The organism is Arachidicoccus ginsenosidivorans (genome assembly GCF_007971385.1).
GTDB classification, from domain to species: domain Bacteria; phylum Bacteroidota; class Bacteroidia; order Chitinophagales; family Chitinophagaceae; genus Arachidicoccus; species Arachidicoccus ginsenosidivorans.
This window is the reverse complement of record NZ_CP042434.1, coordinates 3978780-3999206: the sequence shown is the minus strand read 5'-3', so window position 1 is coordinate 3999206 and position 20427 is coordinate 3978780. Positions and strand designations below refer to the sequence as shown.

General features: G+C 37.3%; 13 protein-coding genes, 1 pseudogene and 2 CRISPR repeat arrays. Of the genes and pseudogenes, 10 read left to right on the top strand and 4 right to left on the bottom strand.

Features of this window, described 5'->3' with window-relative positions:
* Positions 1 to 169: 169 nt before the first annotated feature.
* The 10 genes from FSB73_RS16085 (at position 170) to gdhA (ending at position 11476) form a co-directional block, all read left to right on the top strand.
* Positions 170 to 3547 (top strand): SusC/RagA family TonB-linked outer membrane protein, encoded by a 3378-nt coding sequence (locus FSB73_RS16085; protein WP_225974080.1) that lies wholly within the window; start codon positions 170 to 172, stop codon positions 3545 to 3547.
* 62 nt (positions 3548 to 3609) lie between these two features.
* Positions 3610 to 5139, top strand: coding sequence for a SusD/RagB family nutrient-binding outer membrane lipoprotein (locus tag FSB73_RS16080; RefSeq protein WP_192904066.1), 1530 nt, complete (start codon positions 3610 to 3612; stop codon positions 5137 to 5139).
* Positions 5140 to 5349: 210 nt separating this feature from the next.
* The gene (locus FSB73_RS16075; RefSeq protein WP_146784432.1) at positions 5350 to 6225 is read left to right on the top strand and encodes an SDR family oxidoreductase; all 876 of its coding nucleotides are present in this window, start codon (positions 5350 to 5352) and stop codon (positions 6223 to 6225) included.
* A 192-nt stretch (positions 6226 to 6417) separates the two neighbouring features.
* Positions 6418 to 6612 carry a hypothetical protein gene (locus tag FSB73_RS25290; RefSeq protein ID WP_225974079.1) on the top strand — a complete coding sequence of 65 codons (195 nt, stop codon included), beginning with the start codon at positions 6418 to 6420 and terminating at the stop codon, positions 6610 to 6612.
* Positions 6564 to 7247: a helix-turn-helix domain-containing protein gene (locus FSB73_RS16070; protein WP_394344855.1), complete on the top strand. Its 684-nt coding sequence runs from the start codon at positions 6564 to 6566 to the stop codon at positions 7245 to 7247. The genes FSB73_RS25290 and FSB73_RS16070 overlap by 49 nt, the downstream gene beginning before the upstream one ends.
* A gap of 215 nt (positions 7248 to 7462) precedes the next feature.
* Positions 7463 to 7735 (top strand): DUF2089 family protein, encoded by a 273-nt coding sequence (locus tag FSB73_RS16065; protein ID WP_146784429.1) that lies wholly within the window; start codon positions 7463 to 7465, stop codon positions 7733 to 7735.
* Between the two features lie 4 nt (positions 7736 to 7739).
* A complete protein-coding gene (locus tag FSB73_RS16060; protein WP_146784427.1) occupies positions 7740 to 8300 on the top strand; it encodes a YIP1 family protein in 561 nt (186 codons plus the stop codon).
* Positions 8301 to 8307: 7 nt separating this feature from the next.
* The gene (locus FSB73_RS16055; RefSeq protein WP_146784424.1) at positions 8308 to 9585 is read left to right on the top strand and encodes an alpha/beta hydrolase; all 1278 of its coding nucleotides are present in this window, start codon (positions 8308 to 8310) and stop codon (positions 9583 to 9585) included.
* A gap of 60 nt (positions 9586 to 9645) precedes the next feature.
* Positions 9646 to 9999: a hypothetical protein gene (locus tag FSB73_RS16050; RefSeq protein ID WP_146784421.1), complete on the top strand. Its 354-nt coding sequence runs from the start codon at positions 9646 to 9648 to the stop codon at positions 9997 to 9999.
* A gap of 136 nt (positions 10000 to 10135) precedes the next feature.
* The gene (gene gdhA / locus FSB73_RS16045) at positions 10136 to 11476 is read left to right on the top strand and encodes an NADP-specific glutamate dehydrogenase (RefSeq protein WP_146784418.1); all 1341 of its coding nucleotides are present in this window, start codon (positions 10136 to 10138) and stop codon (positions 11474 to 11476) included.
* A gap of 278 nt (positions 11477 to 11754) precedes the next feature.
* Here the strand turns inward: gdhA and FSB73_RS16040 are convergent, their stop codons facing one another.
* From FSB73_RS16040 to cas4, 4 genes and pseudogenes are all read right to left on the bottom strand, one after another.
* A complete protein-coding gene (locus tag FSB73_RS16040; RefSeq protein ID WP_146784416.1) occupies positions 11755 to 12477 on the bottom strand; it encodes a porin family protein in 723 nt (240 codons plus the stop codon).
* 287 nt (positions 12478 to 12764) lie between these two features.
* A CRISPR array of direct repeats spans positions 12765 to 13702; the repeat unit is 30 nt; unit sequence ATTTCAATTCAACTATTGTTCGATTAAGCC.
* A 971-nt stretch (positions 13703 to 14673) separates the two neighbouring features.
* A CRISPR array of direct repeats spans positions 14674 to 18432; the repeat unit is 30 nt; unit sequence ATTTCAATTCAACTATTGTTCGATTAAGCC.
* 218 nt (positions 18433 to 18650) lie between these two features.
* Positions 18651 to 18914 (bottom strand): CRISPR-associated endonuclease Cas2, encoded by a 264-nt coding sequence (gene cas2, locus FSB73_RS16035; RefSeq protein WP_146784413.1) that lies wholly within the window; start codon positions 18912 to 18914, stop codon positions 18651 to 18653.
* A 1-nt stretch (position 18915) separates the two neighbouring features.
* Positions 18916 to 19926 carry a type I-B CRISPR-associated endonuclease Cas1b gene (gene cas1b, locus FSB73_RS16030; protein WP_146784410.1) on the bottom strand — a complete coding sequence of 337 codons (1011 nt, stop codon included), beginning with the start codon at positions 19924 to 19926 and terminating at the stop codon, positions 18916 to 18918.
* A pseudogene (gene cas4 / locus FSB73_RS16025) lies at positions 19916 to 20422 on the bottom strand (CRISPR-associated protein Cas4). Before cas4 ends, cas1b begins: the two are co-directional and overlap by 11 nt.
* Positions 20423 to 20427 lie beyond the last annotated feature (5 nt).

Genomic DNA, 20427 nt, shown 5'->3' with positions numbered 1-20427 from the left:
AGAAGACCGGGTCCTGCGCCAACAGTTCCCGGTCGGATTCAGATTTTCAAAAGCATGCGTCTAAACAGGCTTATTTATTCATCTAAACTTTCACAAATCTATGTATTTCTCCCAAAAAAAGATGTGCCACCTCCGGGAAGGTTCGCTCTTTAACAAAACCGTACGGATTATGAAGCTAACGATTCTGCTATTATTAATAGCTGTATTTCAGGTAAGCGCAAAAAACATGAAAGCACAGCGCATCACGCTTCATGAGCATGAGGCTCCTCTAACTAAGATCTTTAAAGCCATCCGCCAACAATCAGCTTATAATTTCTTGTATGCGGATGACGCCTTAAATGGTACAACCCCTGTCAGCATAAGTGTCAAAAACAAAGATGTAAAAGCTGTGCTGGACAAAATATTCCAGCAACAACCCATAAGTTATACGATTACAGATAATACCATTATTATCAAAAGAAAAGCAGTTTATCCTGCGCAAACAACCGCAGCGCTTGCTGCCATCCAGCAACTTGAAATTCAAGGTATCGTAAATGATGAGTTGGGCAACCCTATTGCAGGCGCAAGTGTTATTATAAAAAGAACGGGGCGAGGGGCCATTACCAATGACCGTGGCGCTTTCAGGTTACAAGTCGAGCAGGGAGATGTGCTCACCATTACTTATATTGGCAAACAGGCACGCGAAATTAATATCCAGGAAGGGAAATCCGATTATACTATTACCCTTATGGATGAACAGCGCGAATTACAGCAAATTGTTGTGACTGCCTTAGGAATCAAAAGAGAATCCAAGGCACTCGGGTATTCGGTCCAGACCGTTCAGGGAGATGACTTACAAACTGTCAAAGGCGTGGATGTGGGAACTTCTCTGACCGGTAGGGTAGCAGGCCTTTTGGTCAAAAATAGCACAGAATTCACGCAAGCACCTGATATACAGCTCCGTGGGGAAAATCCACTACTGGTCATAGATGGCGTTCCCTATGGTAATATGACGCTTAGAGATATTGCCCCCGATGATATCCAAAGCATTACAGTATTAAAAGGTGCCACCGCCTCCGCACTATATGGATTTAGGGGAGCAGGCGGGGCGATCATGGTGACCACAAAAAAAGGGACCAATAAAAATGGATTATCGGTCACCGTCAACAGCAGTTCCATGTTCACAGCAGGCTTTTTGGCCATTCCAAAAATGCAATCTACCTATGGCCGGGTAGTCAATACAGCGACCAATACCTATGCCAGAACCGGTGATGGCGCTTGGGGCGTTCCTATGGAAGGACAACCCGTAATCCAATGGGATCCGATCAGTAAATCCATGAAAGAAATGCCCTATCTGCCCGTGGGCAAGAACAACTTTAGAAATTTTCTGGATCAGGGTTATGTTCTGAATAATAATATTCAGGTGATTCAACAAGGCGAATTAGGTAGTTTTCACGCTTCGGCCTCCTGGGTTGAAAATAAGGGCCAGTATCCCAACTCCAAATACAGCAAACTACGCTATTCTATTGGCGGAGACATCAAACTGGATAAATTTACCCTATCTACTACATTATCTTATAATAAGCAAAGCTCCCCTAATATAGGCTTTAGTGGTTATACTGGATATGATCCGATGTACAGCATGCTGGTCTGGTCTGCACCGGATTATGATATCAGACAATATAAAGACTACTGGCTGATCAAAAATGAAGTTCAGAACAGCAGTTATACAGCCGGCATCAATAATCCTTATTTTGACAGATATGAAAGAATACATAATGTCAATAGGGATATCTTTAATGGCTCCCTGGAACTAAACTACGACTTTACCCCTTGGTTGAAAGGTACTTTCAGGACAGGATACGACACTTATAGCGACAAGCAAGAGATCCGGATTTCTGAAGGATCCTTCCAGGGAGCTGGCGCCTCAACTGTGATCCCTGGCGGTACAGAGGTGTGGGGCGAATCTGCCCGTGGATCCTTTAATACAGGATTAAGCCGTGGCTACAGTACCAATAATGATTTATTACTCACCGCAAAATTCAAAGAGGGTGACTTTAAAATTGACGGTTTTGTCGGCGGGACTATTTACTACCGGCAGGATGAGGGTATTGAAGCGCTGACCCAAGGAGGCCTTTCTGTTCCAGCCTTTTATTCTCTGAAAGCATCCATTAACCCTGCGAAGGTCAATTCTGTGACCAAAAAACAACAAGTTAATAGTATTTATGGTAGAGGAGCTGTATCCTGGAAGGATATGTTGTTTGCCGAGGCGACCTTGAGAAATGACTGGAGTTCAACACTACCTAGTTCAACAAGATCCTACCTTTATCCTTCCGTTTCAGGAAGCTTTGTAGCATCCGAACTTCTACCCAAATCAGGTTGGCTCAATTTCTGGAAATGGAGAGGTTCCTGGACCTCTTCTAAAACCCCAGCAGATATCTATAGCATCAATACTGTTTATGGGATAACCAATAATAGCTGGGGAGATTTAAGTTCCGCATTACTACCTACCACCATTCGTGGTGCCAATGTACATCCGGAGTCTTCCTCTACATTTGAGGTAGGCACGGAGGCAAGCATGTTTGGTAATCTGCTCTCTGTGGATATTTCTTACTATGATAAAAGAATGTATGATTTCTTAAAATCAACGGGAATTTCAGCTGCCTCAGGATACGCAGCCAATTACATCAACATCCAGGAAGAAATTTCCAGAAGAGGGTGGGAGGTATTCACTAAAATTACGCCGGTTAAAACCAAAGACTGGCGCTGGGATGTGACGCTTAACTGGTCAACATATGCCAGGTATTATACCAAATTAGATCCTCAGTTCTCTGCAGACAAACCTTGGGTAAAGGTGGGTCAGCGTGTAGACGCCTATATTCTTAGAGACTATCAAAAGGATCCAGAAGGCAATATCATCCATAGTAATGGTTTACCGCTATATTCCAATTATGATTCAAGATACGGCTACAGTGATCCTGATTGGATCTGGGGCGCAGAAACCAGCTTAAGGTATAAAAACTGGTCGTTTAGTATCGCACTGGATGGCAGGTCTGGTGGACTGGCACAGACAACAACAGAAATGTATATGTGGCTATCCGGCAACCACCCTGGTTCTGTAACTCCCGAGCGCTATTTGGATGCCACAAACCCTGGCAGCAAAAATTATATTGGTCAAGGCGTCAAGGTTGTTTCGGGAGAAGCTACTTATGATACTTATGGCAATATCACCAGCGATACCAGAAAATATGCGCCCAATGATGTGCCTGTTACTTATAAGGATTATATATCCAAACTGCACAAAGGAACCGCTTGGGGAGGCGCAGCTGCACCGGTGGATGTTTATAGTACAACCTTCTTTAAAATAAGGGAAGTATCGCTCACATATTCGCTCCCCAAAAGTGTCTACGATAAAATTCATGCGAAAGGCTTTTCAGTTTCTGCCATTGGGCAAAATGTATTTATGTGGGCAAAACAATTTAAATATTCAGATCCAGATGGCGGTGTAGAGAACTTTAGTGATCCATCACAGCGTTTTATTGGCTTAAATATTAAAGTCAATTTTTAACGTATATACTTGGTAATCTAAATTTTAAACACCCATTTTCTTGAATTTAAAAAAAATGTATCATGTTAAACTATTATAAGAAATATGCAGCCGCCTTACTTATGGTCCTTGTAGGGCTTTTTAGTTGTAATAAATTCGATGAAATCAATTCTGATCCAAATACTCCCACAGAAGCTAGCGCTTCTTTACTGTGCACAAGTGCAATTTTAAGTGTTGCCAGATTTAATGGGCGAGATGCCAAGGCATATATCACGGAAAATGCATTGGCCAAATATGTCGGGTATGCCAATGAAGGGCAACTAGCAGAGCAATATAATCTTTTGGGTAGTGGCAGTTTTTCTGCTATGACCATTTTACCTGATCTTGACAAGATGCTGAAATATGCCAAGGATGGCCCAATGGAAAACGCTTATAAAGGTGTAGCCGCTTTTGTTAAAGCGTATATGTTCTACCAATTAACCATGCAAATGGGCGATATTCCCTGTAGCGAGGCCAATGGAGGAGTAAATGGAGAATTTCAGCCTAAATATGACACCCAAAAACAGGTATTTATCACCATTTTAGATGACCTAAAAGCAGCTGACGCTTTCTTTGCGGAGGGTACCAACTTTTCCGGGGATCCAACCCCTTATAATGGGGATCCTGCCAAATGGCGGGCTGCGTCTAATAGTTTTGCCTTAAAGGTGTTAATGACGCTAAGCAAAAAAGTAGGAGACGCTGATCTGTCAATTAAAGCAAGATTTAAATCCATCGTGGATGCAGGTCATTTATTGGAAAATACTGGCGAATATTTTGGTCTTGATTATTCCACCCAAAATAAGCATCCATTATCAGGCACTAATGACCTTTTCACAAGCCGAACCATTCTCAGCTCATTATTGGTTGATAATCTAAAGCAGTTAAATGACAGGAGATTGTTTTATTACGGTGACCCGGCAGGTGCCCAGATTAGCAGTGGACAAAGTGAAAATAACATGAATGCCTATATAGGTGTAGACGTCTCTATGGATTACCCTGCTATGAATGCAGGTCATAGCGCCAATAAATATTCACTAATCAACAGCCGATACCTTAAAGAAGAGGCCAGTGAGCCACGGATGTTAATTACTTATGGCGAACAGGAACTTATTTTAGCTGAAGCCAGGGTACTTGGATGGATTAGTTCAGGTGATGCAAAATCCTATTATGAAAATGGTGTAAAATCAGCCTTGGAGGAGCTCATGAATACGGATCCTTCTTATGCGCATGGCATGGCGATTAATCAGGATTATATCGACCATTACTTTACCGGTGAGGCCGCCTTTAAAACAACACAAAGTGAGCAGCTTAAACAAATCTGGATGCAACGCTATATCCGGGAATTTATGAAAGATGGCCTCAGTAGTTATTTTGAATACCGCAGAAATAAATATCCGGTTTTCCCAATTAATCCAGCCACCAGTTTAAATGCAAATGATGTAGGTGCAATCCCAATGCGCTGGCTGTATCCATCTACAGAAACAGATTATAACAGAGCAAACCTGATTGAAGCTTTAGATCGACAGTTTGACGGCTATGATGAGATCAATAAGATTATGTGGCTATTGAAATAGCACTAATTTATTTGAATTTTAAAATCAGGCAGCTATTTCCCATAAGCGATAGAAATGGCTGCCTGTTTTATTCTACAGTTTCCTCATTTAATTTCCCTTGTGAATTCGATTTCAAGGGAAAAATGAGCCATACAACAAAGTAAAATTGAGCCAATCAACAAAGCCTTGGCAGAATTCTTTGCGGACATTTGCTCCATAAATTAAAAACATATGGAAAGCAAAGTTTGGTTTATCACAGGTAGTTCAAAAGGATTAGGCAAAAGCCTGACCCTCGCTATTTTAAACAAAGGGGATCAGGTCATTGCGACTGCCAGGCGTCTTAGCGACCTTGATTATTTGGATGACTATCCAGCAGTAAACATCCTTAAGCTAAAACTGGATGTCAAGGACACGAAAAAGATACATCAGGCGGTCAGCATGGGAATCGATCATTTCGGGCAGATTGATGTCCTGGTCAATAATGCTGGTTTTGGTATTACCGGCGCAGCTGAAAGTTTTTCTGATGACCAGGTCAGAGACCAGCTTGAAACCAATTTATATGCGCCCATCGAACTCTCAAGAGCGGTCATTCCTCATATGCGCCGCCAAGGTTCAGGTCATATTCTTCAGATCAGTTCCATTGGGGGGCGGGTGGCCAGTACAGGACTTTCCATTTACCAAGCAGCTAAATTTGGATTAAGTGGTTTTAGCGAAGCATTGCATAAGGAAGTGGCTCCATTAGGAATTACAGTAATGGCTATTGAACCGGGAGGCATCAAGACTGAGTGGTCAGGCAGCTCTATGAGCTATGCTGACAGCCCAGAAGTGTATCATGCTGTGCAAAGTAGAATTTCATTTTTCAAAAATGGCAATTTTGTCCCAGTGGGCGATCCAGACAAAATGGCCACTGTTTTAATGGATTTGATTGACCATCCCCAACCTCCAGTCCATTTGGTGCTCGGTTCAGATGCCGTTGGCATCCTTCAGAACGGTTTATCTGTTCGCACTGAGGAGCTTAAACAATGGTTATCAGTTAGTGTATCTACTGATGCGGATCAAGATGAACAAATTAATTTTATTGAAAATCAGCCTTGGGCGGTTAAATAATTGCCCAAATTCAATTAATGGATCCAGGAGATTTAAATAAAATGATTTGAAAAGTGTAATTTCACATAGTGAACCGCTGAAGTTAAGTATGTTTTTTAGACGCTAAAACAGACTATGACATTTGGAATTTAATAGGCATAATTATCGCTTGAATGGCCATTTTAGAGTAAGCACCTACACAATTTATTGAAAATGAATACACAACAGAAAAACATAAAGCCTGAGGTACACTATTCCTGTCATTTTGAGGCCAAAAGAGAAGGAGAGCAATTTGTATCCCAGCACATTTTGAGCTATCAGATATCTGGAACCTTAAAATTCAATGACGGAGATAAAGAATATATTTTCAAAAAGGAGATTTTCGGTTCTCCAAAAGAAATCGGTTAGTTAAGTTTGAAAAGACTCCAGAAGAAAATGCTCCGTTCCGTTGCATCTCAATTCCTTTGGATCAGGAATTGCTTCGCAAGATCAGCATTCATAAAAATATCGCGCCAACGCAGTGTGATAAAGGGGACGCCGTAGTTAAACTTAAAAGCCACCCATTACTCATAAGCTTTTTTGACTCTCTAAGGCAGTATGAGGACAACAAAGAAGCCCTAAATAATAGTTTGGTTTTTATAAAAATGAAAGAAGCCATTCTTTTATTATTGGAACTGGCTCCTAAATTAGCTAATTCACTATTTGATTTTTCAGAACCCGGCAAGATTGATCTGGAAGAATTTATGAACAGGCATTACCATTTTAATGTCAAAATGAGCAGATTTGCTTATTTATCCGGTAGGAGTCTGGCCACCTTTAAAAGAGATTTTCAGAAAGTGTTTAATGCTACACCTAGTAGATGGCTCCTCAGTAAAAGATTGTCTGAGGCGCATTACCTGCTCAAAGAAAAAGGAAGAACCCCCTCTGAGGTATATATTGAGCTTGGATTTGAGAATTTGTCACATTTTTCCTTCGCTTTTAAGAAAATGTATGGTGTTTCTCCTTCCCAATTAAGACCGGTCATCCAATCCATCTCCGCATAACTTTGGTTACTGAAATAAAAGCATTATCAGGCCTCATTGTAATCAAATATTACAATGAGGCCTGATTTTATTTTGATTAACGTGTACTTTACAAAATTGCTTCTAATCCGCCGGCTAACAAATTAATAATAATTCAACTTATTTAATTAAATAATTAATATTATTAAACCTCTGTTCAATAATATTGAAACAAATTTCCTATATTTGAATAAATTATGGAAAAGAGGTTACCCATTTATTGCCCTAGTTGCAATAGCTTTCTGGATGTAGAAGCAATGAGTTGTCATCACTGCCACACTAAAGTGGTGGGTGATTATAAACTTCCCCCCATTATGTTATTACCTGAAGAAGATCAAAAGTTTATGCTTGACTTTGTCAAGGCCAGTGGCAGTATTAAACTAATGGCGGAACAAATGTCACTTAGTTACCCGACCGTCCGCAATATATTAGATAGTGTTATCGAAAAAATTAAAAACCTCGAAAACTAGCTTTATGGTATTTATTTTCAATCCTTTTACAAAAATAGCGGGAGGGAAGGCTCTGTGGATCGGCGGCTTATTTGCTATACTTACATTGGCTATCTCTTATTTTAGTCATAGCGCCTTTGATGGCGTTATTGATTTTCATGTAGCACCTTTTACTAGTATTTGGCCCTACGTTAGTTTTTATATCATTTCCTGGTTATGCCTTGTTCTATTTTTGGGATTGACTGGCCTGTTATTTACCAAAACCAGATTTCGATGGATCGATATTCTAGGTACGACACTACTTTCCAGAGCGCCATTACTATTGGTAGCACTGGCAGCATTTGCGATTCCATATATTGACAAGGAGCAATTAAGCGATATTACCCAAATCCATTTTACAGCAGGCTTTTTTATTGCCTCATTCTTTTCTTTAATATGCATCATCTGGACTGTTGCCCTTTATTATAATAGCTATCGAGTTTGTATAAATATTTATGGATCTAAAGCCGTCTGGACATTCATATTGGCGTTAATTCTAGCGGAGATTACTTCCTTAGTTTTTATTCATTCCATTCATTTTAAATAACAACAACATGAAGCGCAATTTATTACTAGCCATCCTGTTGATTCCATTTATTGGTTTATGTCAAACGCCAAAACAAATCGCAAAAGCGTTCGTGGAGGCAATTTTTAATAAACAATACGACACAGCAATCAGCTATATTGACAGTTCAATACAAAACAAAATGCCTCCCGTACTTTTGGGACAGATAACCAATAGCATGGTACAGAAAAATGGAGACTTTAAAAAAGTTGTTGACGTAAATCAGCAGCAAGCTGGAGGCTATCTGAATTGCATTGTCAATACTGTTTTTGAAAAAAATAGTGAGCTTATCAGAACTGTTTTCAATAGCAACAATAAGATTATAGGATTCTTTTTGGTGCCACACAGAAAAAATCAAGAGACAGATGATGCTCCAAACGCCTATAATATCAAATCTGGCAACCTCACCTTACCCGGCACATTGCTCATCGCGAAAGATAATAACCAAAAAAAATTGGTTATTCTGGTACACGGCTCCGGCGCGAATGACCGCGATGAGACTCTAGGGCAGCTTAAGCCATTTAAAGACCTGGCGCAAGGACTTTTAAAAGCAGGAATTTCTACCTATCGTTACGATAAAAGAACTTTTGTAGCTCCTAAATCGCTACCCAAAAACTTTACAGTAGATGATGTTGTAACAAATGATGTATTGAATATTATTCATTACTTCAATAACAATGATACATTCCAGAATTATAAATTGTATGTCATTGGGCATAGTTTAGGGGCCTTTATGGCACCAAGAATAGCCAAAAAGGCTAAGGGAGTCGTAAATGGCGTTGTTATGATGGCAGGACCAGCCAGACCAATACAAGATCTGATTTTGGAGCAACTAACTTATCTCGATTCATTAACCCCCAGCAAGGAACTCGATGAAAAATTAAAAGAAGTTAAACGACAAATCCATTATATGCATGGCAAGGCTTTCAACCAAAATTCTCCTTCTGATTCATTACTATCAAAACAACAGGCCAGTTTTTGGTTGTCATTTAATGCCTACAAACCCTTAGAAGTTATAAAAAGTATCAACACGCCGTTTTTAATATTGCAAGGAGAAAAGGATTATCAGGTGCGAATGGCTGATTTTAATTTATGGAAAAGAGCCACAAAAGGTATGAGCAATATCAGTTTTAAAAGCTACCCTGGACTCTCACATTTATTTATGCAAAGCAATGGCACTCCAAGTCCTAAAGATTATGAAGGGGAGAAGCACATACCTTCTCAGGTAATAAATGATATTGCTTCATGGATCAAAAAAAATGGATAAAAGGGGCTAAGTTCAATTAAATTATCATTAACTGTAATAAAAACCTTTATTTACATCAAAATGAAAAAAATAATCAAATTGTTTGTTGTGATGGCTGCATTTAGTTCCTGCACTGGAATAATGATTACCCGAAATGTCAACCCTTCCGGATCGGTTATCATTGGACCCAATCAGCAAACCCGAAGAAAGGTTGTGATTAAAAACAAATCAAAAAATCAAATAACAGCATCGACCTTCAAAAATGGCAAGGAATCATCCAAAATAATCCTTCCTGCTAAAAGAAAACGAAGTATCTATTTGGAAAACGACAGTAAAATTGAGGTAAACAATAATCAGCAAGTTCCCGCAAAAATTAAGATCACCGTGCCTGGTTTGCCAGTAGTAAATATCAGCTCAGGCAAAGGCGGAAAGTAGTCTTTAAAAAAAATGTCCACTACATTCATTTTTAAATAAAGACCAAATACTAACACTCGTTGTTTGAATTGGGGTGAAATTTATCTAATTTCAATGCTATAATATATTAACTGAAGAGCATTATTTATTAGAAAATATGAACGAAAATCTTAATAACTTTTTAAGCAATTTAAAGAAAAAGAATCCGGGCGAACCGGAATTTTTACAGGCAGTAGAAGAGGTAGCAACTTCTATTATTTCATTTATAGAATCTGAACCTAGATATAAGAACACCAAAATTTTAGAGCGGATGGTAGAGCCTGAGCGTGTAATCATTTTCCGAGTACCTTGGTTGGATGACAAAGGAGAGGTTCAGGTAAACAGGGGTTTTCGCGTGCAAATGAACAGTGCAATCGGACCTTATAAGGGTGGTTTACGGTTTCATCCATCAGTAACCCTAAGTGTATTAAAATTTCTGGCCTTTGAACAAATATTTAAAAATAGTCTTACTGGATTGCCTATGGGTGCTGGAAAAGGTGGTTCCGATTTTGACCCCAAGGGCAAATCGGATAATGAGGTGATGAAATTCTGCCAAAGTTTTATGACCGAACTTTACCGCCACGTTGGAGAAGATACAGATATTCCCGCAGGTGATATTGGAGTAGGAAACCGGGAAATTGGTTTCCTTTTTGGCCAATACAAGCGAATCGCCGGGTCTTTTAACGGCGTATTAACAGGAAAGGGGAATGAATGGGGTGGGAGCCATATCAGGCCTGAAGCGACCGGTTATGGGCTGATTTATTTTGTCGATGAAATATTAAAAACAAAGAACGAATCAATAAAAGGCAAAACCGTAATTATTTCCGGATCCGGCAATGTTGCACAATATGCTGCCGAAAAGTGTATTCAAAATGGAGCAAAGGTTTTGACATTGTCAGATTCTCACGGATTTGTGTATGATCCAAATGGTATCGATAATGAGAAATTGGCATTTATTAAGCATCTAAAGAATGATGAGCACGGATCGATAAAGGAATATGCAACAAAATTTGGCTGCGAATATTTTGAAGGTGAACGTCCTTGGCGAATTAAATGTGATATAGCGCTACCTAATGCCACTCAAAACGAGTTGAATGAAGAAGATGCGCAGTTATTGGTCAAAAATGGATGTATTTGTGTTGCAGAAGGGGCCAATATGCCATGCACTCCTGAAGCAGTTGCGATTTTCCTAAAAGCAAAAATATTTTATGCCCCTGGCAAAGCCGCCAATGCTGGAGGCGTAGCCGTTTCTGGCTTGGAAATGTCACAAAATTCACAACGTTATTCCTGGACGCGTGCAGAAGTGGATATGAAATTAAAAAGTATCATGCATGAAATCCATGAGCAGTGTATGAAATATGGCAAAGAAGCTGATGGATACATTAATTATGAAAGAGGTGCAAATATCAGTGGGTTTGTAAAAGTGGCTGATGCAATGTTAGCGCAAGGAATCGTGTAAATTGTTACTCGCAAACCTTCTAGAAATAGTGAACGAATAAATAAATTCAGATATATCAATCGCTAAAAGTTATTCTGATAAAAGCTGCAAATTAATAATCCATCAAAGTGATGATCAGAAAATTCCTTTTATTATACGTTCTTATAATTATTGCTTTAATCGAGGTCATTCAAAACTTCCACAATGGACCAGTAGCACTATCACTATCTATTATCAGTTTTGTAGGTCTACTTGGACTCTTAATATTTTTTAAAGTAAGATCTAAAAGATAAGCTGTTTTATTCAAAACGATATCCAAGGGAAATACCAAAAGATTTATTTCTAAGGGATCCTTGTGCTTTAAGATCGCCCCAGTTGGGCGTCAAATTTGCCACCCCGTATTGCGCTTCAAAAGATACAATATACCTATCGAGTAGCGCGTAACCCAATTTAAAATGAGCACCATAATCCCATGGCTTTGCATAAGTAAAACTATTGGTACCTTCACCTCTTGTCGAATTATCATTTTGAAAGGAGATATCGCCTTTCGCATCATACACAATATCACCAACAATTACGGGACCACTTGTTGTCCAGCTTCCTCCGGTTCCATACCCCAAATAAGGGCCTGCACCTAATAATAAGTTTCCAGGGCCAATTCTCGGAGAATATAAAAAATCAATTGGAAGTTCAAAATAGGAGACCCTAGCCTCAAAGTCTTTCCCCCAACCAACATTTGATGGACCAGACTGCTTAAAACCTCTTTTCGCATAAATTAAAGTTGGTTGAAGAGAAAACTGATTAGCCATTACAATATCAGCTCCTAAACCTAAATAAATACCTGGAACAGATTTAGTGTTTGCCTTAACTTCATCCTTATCTTCAGCGCTTATATTTGAGTAATTTAGTCCGGCTTTTACTGCCCAACGGACTTGTCCAAAGCAGGTGCCAGTAATCACTAAAACGACTAATATCGAGAGTAATTTTTTAATTTGCATATGAATTGGTTTATTGTTCATCATAAGGTCAATATTGCCCTTATAACATAACGCGATTTTCGATTAAATCGCTACACACTTAAAGTTGTATCATCGGAAAGAAACACCTCGCAGCCTGGCAAGCTGGACGATATTAATCCTTTCATAAGCTTGAGTTTGTGAAAGGATAGGATAGCCGAGCAACAAACAGAATACTATTGAAACAATTCTTATACCTCATTTAGTATTAACAACAGGAGATTAATTTTGATCTTCTTTCTATTTAACATAATATAAATTATAGGATATAAATTATTCAAATCAACCTCAAAATTTCTATACAACTACTGTTCGATTAAACTGCCCACTGCCTGCAAAAGATCCAGCCGGCTAATAGGATTTCAATTCAACTATTGTTCGATTAAGCCATTTCGTTACCGAAATCGTCTTTTTGTCCGGTATATTATTTCAATTCAACTATTGTTCGATTAAGCCCGCTACGGCGCTCTGTTGATCCTGGGTGACTTCTGGATTTCAATTCAACTATTGTTCGATTAAGCCATTAAATTCAGATGCCTTTACCTGCGTTGATTGGGATTTCAATTCAACTATTGTTCGATTAAGCCCATAAACACTTTCCGGTATGGAATTGAAGAAAACGACATTTCAATTCAACTATTGTTCGATTAAGCCTACAGATAGCGGGTTATGCGCAAAAGTTCGCAGGAAAATTTCAATTCAACTATTGTTCGATTAAGCCTTTTGCATTCTTATTCATTGTTTCTATTTTAAATAGATTTCAATTCAACTATTGTTCGATTAAGCCTGTTGGCTGCTTCTAAAAATAGTGTATACGAACGTAATTTCAATTCAACTATTGTTCGATTAAGCCATGATACAGCCTGAAAGTGAAAGCAAACTATTGCAAATTTCAATTCAACTATTGTTCGATTAAGCCTATTTGCCGCCGTCAAGGAATTAAGCCTTAAAAACAATTTCAATTCAACTATTGTTCGATTAAGCCTCTATCTGGGCGGAGAAAAGTATACCGTCAAACGATATTTCAATTCAACTATTGTTCGATAAGGAACAAACTAATATAAAGTGTATTTCAATTCAACTATTGTTCGATTAAGACTGAAATAGTATTTTGGGTAGCACTCGTTATATTTAATTTCAATTCAACTATTGTTCGATTAAGCCTCTCTTTGCAGTCCAAAGGACAGACAACGGTAAATTGATTTCAATTCAACTATTGTTCGATTAAGCCTTAAATATAGAGCAGGGTTATACATTAGCCCTCCAAATTTCAATTTTTTAACAGCGGTATAAAATGATACCACCTAACGGTGAAAAACGGTACCACTTAGTAATCTCCAATAATTTTGCAAAAATTATTTGGGATTAAATGAAGAATCTTTATCTTTATTACTGCTTTTCATCTTTGGAATTTATTAACAATAGTTGCCGCATGCAACAAGCATTAATAACAGATATGTTCGATTTTTAAAAATCGAACAGCTAGATATATTTCATATATATTTATTTGTTTGTTATATATAACGTGTGCCATTCTACAGCTTCACATCCCAATAATTTGGCATAATTTAAAGCAAACATATATATCATAATTATATGTAATAACGAGTAATCAGCAGCTTATCTGATATATACATATTATCATATTTATAATGTATCAGGTATTGTTCCACCTGAAGATGCCAACGTTATTTATAAGCTTGGCTGTAACTGTAGTGGTTAGACTCCTACTTTGGCTATACTTACTAGCCTTCAATAAGCATCAAAAGGGCGCTTTACCTTGCCCTTTTGATAGCCTTACCCAGGCTGTTTAGAGGCTAACAGAACCCGTTAAAGGGGGTTAAAATGCGCTTTCCCGTTGGGGGCTCGTTCGCCTCCGCTCCGCTCCGGCTCCCTCACCCCCCAACGGCCCCACGATGAATAGGTGTCAAATGAGACTAAATACGGGCAAATAAAAGAAAGCAAGAGCAAAGCACAACGCAAAATATCAGATATCACTACAGTTAAATGATTGATAATCGTCCAATTAAAACATAGGTATCCCAATTAGAAACGATTGCATGTTTTAAGTTGGAAATTGAGCATCAAAAAAAAACACCGGAATGGCTTCTGAAAGTGTGCTCTGGAACACTGCCGTAGTCAGCTGTCCAGAAGGGTGGTATCGTTTTTTGGTGGCAAGTGGTATCGTTTTAGTCCGGTATTAAAATTAATTCAACTATTGTTCGATTAAGCCAGAACTATTATAAGATCACTGCAATTTATTTTCTCTTATTTCAATTCAACTATTGTTCGATTAAGCCCCCCAAACAAAGATCCCCTACAATAAAGACACATTTCAATTCAACTATTGTTCGATTAAGCCGCCCTGGTGAAACGAGCTCATTGCCCTGGTGAAAGCATTTCAATTCAACTATTGTTCGATTAAGCCTTGATTTATTCGCTATAAAGACTTACAATACCAATATTTCAATTCAACTATTGTTCGATTAAGCCAGGAGCCGCTTTTCCTTTAATAATGCGGCTTTCGGGATTTCAATTCAACTATTGTTCGATTAAGCCTTTGTCATGATCTTTTAATTTAGAGTTTTAAGATTTATTTCAATTCAACTATTGTTCGATTAAGCCTGAATATCCTCTGCATCCTCCAAACCGTTCTCTTCCATTTCAATTCAACTATTGTTCGATTAAGCCAGTAATTCCACTATGGTTCGATTAAGCCTAAAATAAAAATTATGAAAAGATATTGGTATTTATTAATTTCAATTCAACTATTGTTCGATTAAGCCGCCCTGGAGAGGTGTTTGCCAATTCCAGCTGTTATCATTTCAATTCAACTATTGTTCGATTAAGCCAAAAACCATCCCTTTAAAGGAGGCATGGGGAAATATGATTTCAATTCAACTATTGTTCGATTAAGCCAGTAGAAATTTCAGTACCCCAATTCCCAGGTTTTTAATTTCAATTCAACTATTGTTCGATTAAGCCTTCCTTGACAGCCTTACCAATATTGGCTAGATAATTCAATTTCAATTCAACTATTGTTCGATTAAGCCTTCAGCAACTGGTTTTGTATTCATCCAGTTACTAAAGATTTCAATTCAACTATTGTTCGATTAAGCCAACAAATTGAGTATTTGAAGTCAATCCGGTATTTGAATTTCAATTCAACTATTGTTCGATTAAGCCTTATTGGCTTTTGCATCTCCTTTTCCCGCTTATACAGATTTCAATTCAACTATTGTTCGATTAAGCCTCATATTATTAAAAGTACTCATACGGTTGATAAATCATTTCAATTCAACTATTGTTCGATTAAGCCTGCTAATGTGCATCTCGATGGTACTGGGTCCCCCAGATTTCAATTCAACTATTGTTCGATTAAGCCCATCGCCGACATTGATTCCACATATAACCAGCGATACCATTTCAATTCAACTATTGTTCGATTAAGCCCAGATGTGCACTTTTGACCTCCAGAGGTCTTTCCAATTTCAATTCAACTATTGTTCGATTAAGCCCAACGCGAAGCGCTTGGTATTAATAAGAAGAATTCACATTTCAATTCAACTATTGTTCGATTAAGCCATAATATTGAACTGATGAATCGTATAAAGGAAATATATTTCAATTCAACTATTGTTCGATTAAGCCATTTATCGTAGTCAAATATTTCCTCCAGTTCTTCATATTTCAATTCAACTATTGTTCGATTAAGCCGAAAGCCACACCAGCACCCGCAACACCACCAAGTCATTTCAATTCAACTATTGTTCGATTAAGCCGATTTTATTCGTTTTCAATAGTGCCCCAAAACAGTATTTCAATTCAACTATTGTTCGATTAAGCCTGGTACTTTATCTCCGCCATTCTTTTTAGGTTTTAAATTTCAATTCAACTATTGTTCGATTAAGCCAAAAGTATTTTATACAATTATCACAATCTTTTTGATATTTCAATTCAACTATTGTTCGATTAAGCCCAGAAGCCTATCCATGTTTGTGTAAGCTGGCTCTTCATATTTCAATTCAACTATTGTTCGATTAAGCCCCCTGGCCACGATTCCAGTGTGCCTTGGATCTCTCCAATTTCAATTCAACTATTGTTCGATTAAGCCGATTCTGGTCCAAAGACTGTTGAGGTTTCCTTTTAATTTCAATTCAACTATTGTTCGATTAAGCCGTGGTCTTTTTGTCGTTTTTCTTTGTGCCCTTCTCAATTTCAATTCAACTATTGTTCGATTAAGCCACACATCTGAACTTACAACAAACGGGGTATTCTCTAAATTTCAATTCAACTATTGTTCGATTAAGCCACTGAGCCCTTAGGGTTTAATTGTCTTAAAATTACATTTCAATTCAACTATTGTTCGATTAAGCCCGGTTTAAATGACCATACTTCATTATCTGCTTTTCTATTTCAATTCAACTATTGTTCGATTAAGCCGTTTTAGGTGTTGTGTTCCTGGGTGTCGTACTCCTAAATTTCAATTCAACTATTGTTCGATTAAGCCGATAATTTTACTTTGAAATTGTTCATGTTTAAAATCTATTTCAATTCAACTATTGTTCGATTAAGCCATTATGCAACCATACAAAGACTATCGAGATACAATTCATTTCAATTCAACTATTGTTCGATTAAGCCTAGAAGTATTCCAACCGAGCGAACTCCTTTTATAAATTTCAATTCAACTATTGTTTGATTAAGCCTGTTTCGGCGGACAACCGCTACCGCATATATATCAAATTTCAATTCAACTATTGTTCGATTAAGCCTTTTTCTAAACGTGATGATAAAACAGGTTTAATAAATTTCAATTCAACTATTGTTCGATTAAGCCTACTGAATGTGTTCCTGGTGATCGTTTTACTCTCGCATTTCAATTCAACTATTGTTCGATTAAGCCCACATCATCAAACGGAATTTCTTCCGTACTAATAGGATTTCAATTCAACTATTGTTCGATTAAGCCTTTGATGAGTATTTTCCGGACCCTCGTACGTTAGATTATTTCAATTCAACTATTGTTCGATTAAGCCTCTGGTAACCCTGAATGACATTGAAAGCCATTTCAATTTCAATTCAACTATTGTTCGATTAAGCCAAGGATATCTATTGGATCCTTGATATCCTTCAGCTATTTCAATTCAACTATTGTTCGATTAAGCCGAGCTGAGCCACAGAAACCTCTCTCCAGAGGAGATATTTCAATTCAACTATTGTTCGATTAAGCCCGCCCGGTATCGCCTTTCCCCTGCGATAATTATATAAATTTCAATTCAACTATTGTTCGATTAAGCCTCGCTAAAGACCCTAAATCGCAAGAAATCAAGATCATTTCAATTCAACTATTGTTCGATTAAGCCGGATTTTTTAGACTTCCTGGTGCCGACGGCTTCGCTAATTTCAATTCAACTATTGTTCGATTAAGCCGGCTCAAAGAGCTGCAAATGTATGTGTACTACAATCATTTCAATTCAACTATTGTTCGATTAAGCCAAAAACGATTCGTTGGCATCTACCTGAATGCTCGCTTATTTCAATTCAACTATTGTTCGATTAAGCCTTTTATTCATTATTTTTTTGTTCCAAATCGGATTCTTATTTCAATTCAACTATTGTTCGATTAAGCCAAGCAATACGAGTTCCAACAAGAACCCAATACCGACATTTCAATTCAACTATTGTTCGATTAAGCCAAAAAGTTTTCTAAGTTTGATCGTTTTGATTATTATATTTCAATTCAACTATTGTTCGATTAAGCCTTTTTCTAAACGTGATGATAAAACAGGTTTAATCAATTTCAATTCAACTATTGTTCGATTAAGCCATACTACAGACGTCTTTGACAGCCTGGGCAATAAATATTTCAATTCAACTATTGTTCGATTAAGCCTCAACCTGAGCCGTCTTTGACTGTTGAAGGTGATGATTTCAATTCAACTATTGTTCGATTAAGCCCCCGTCATTTAGGCTTTTAAATAACGCTGATTATCAGCGCTATTGTGCACAAATATACACAAAATTTTATATAAAAAGTTGTCGATAATCAATGACCTTATAATTTAGCGAATATCGACAACTTCATATCTAAATAACTTTCAATACTTTATATACAACCAATATGTCAAAGAACTAATTATTCCACTCTTTCCAAATAGATCGACAATTTACAACAACTACAAAAAGATGTCCAATTCATTCTTTTCCTTCCCAATAATCTCTTTTTGAAGCCATTTTTCATTTCTACTTTTAAATATAACAATACTATCATATGATAGAACCATGATGGATTTTGCAAGAAATTGCAATTCTTTAAGCTTTACTTCGGAAATTTCACCCTCAAAGACACTATTTTGAATCCAATTTAAATAACGTCGACATAATTTGAGCATCTTTCCTACCCTTTCTTCCCCAATATCATAAACTAAAATCACATACATATTACCACCAAATTTTAAAAGGTTTATATTCCTCCATACCTAATATATGTTTAGTCAATTTATAACACTCAAGTTTTACCAAATGTTTATAACTAACATTTCTATTTAAACTTCTATGTCTAATTGTCTCATTAAGCCTCTCTTCAAAAGCACGTACAAAAATCTTTCGGCTGGCATCCTTCAATAAAACCTTGTTTCCTTGAAAATCAAAATCTTTCGCTTGTATTTCCCTTTTATTTAGCACTTTGAATATTACACGATCAACCAAAATAGGTTTAAAAATCTCAGAAAGATCAAGCGCTAAAGAAAATCTTCTAAAACCAGGTTCATGTAAAAAACTTATTGTTGGGTTCATTTGTGTATGGTAAATTTGCCCAAGACAGAGGGAATAACACATCATATTACCAAAAGAAATTAAAGAATTAATTTCATTGGAGGGAGGTTGTTTACTCCTACCCCCCATCGAGAAGTCGTTTATTATCAGATCAAATGACTCATAATATTTTTGTCTAATATTTCCTTCAATACCCATCAATTCGTCTATTTCTACAACACTTTTAATCTGCCCAGAAAATTTTTCAATAGATTCAATAATTGATTGCAGATCTTTCCCTCGAGACTGATAATAACGAAGATTCTTCAAAATATTGGCGGATGCACCTTCAATAAACTTACTTGCAATAACAATGCGTTTACCTTTAGAAATATAATGCCTTGTTTGCTCTATCTGCATTTTTCCTGCAAGAAGATATTCTTTTGGTAAAAAGCTTCCTGTATAATGCTCATAAAAATCGAAAAAATGAACAGCTATCTGCTGCTTCCCCAAAAAATTAAACAATGATGCATTAGCATCCAACGCGCCAAAACAAAACAAGTCGGATACACTTTCTATTGGAATATATCTTATAGATCCTTCCACTCCATCTTGATCAATAGCAGTAAATTTCAGCGTATTATCTTTCCTGCTAAGACGTCCTGCGTTAAAAAGGTAATATGTTTTTTCATTTATCATTTATATAACAAAATTCATAATACGAGCAAGACTTGCATAGCGAAAGCTTTGTTAGCATCGGACAGTGTTCAAGCATCACAATATTCTTAACTTCCTCCTCCCAACGCTTAGCATCTTCCAAAATACTTTCATCCCAATTAACAACTTCTTTCTGTTTCAGTTTAGGGTATTCAAGTACACCAGTTGGAGTCTCAATTCCATTTCGAGCTAAAACAGCCAAATAATACTTCAATTGTGCAAAGTGGGCCACTTCAATTTTATCAGATTTTTTAACTTCATGAACAATCCCATTTTTGGCATCATAAAAATCAATCTTAATTGTTTCTATTGCAAGTTCTGTATATTTTTATGATCTATCCAAATAAGTAGTTTCCGATATAAGTTTTCCTTCTGCAACTGCCTGAGATGTTTGCTCCATTTGAATGCCATTGGCAAATAACCACAACTTTCTGTGGCAAATGTGTAAATATGCAATATGAGTTCCTGTTACCTGCATGTTCC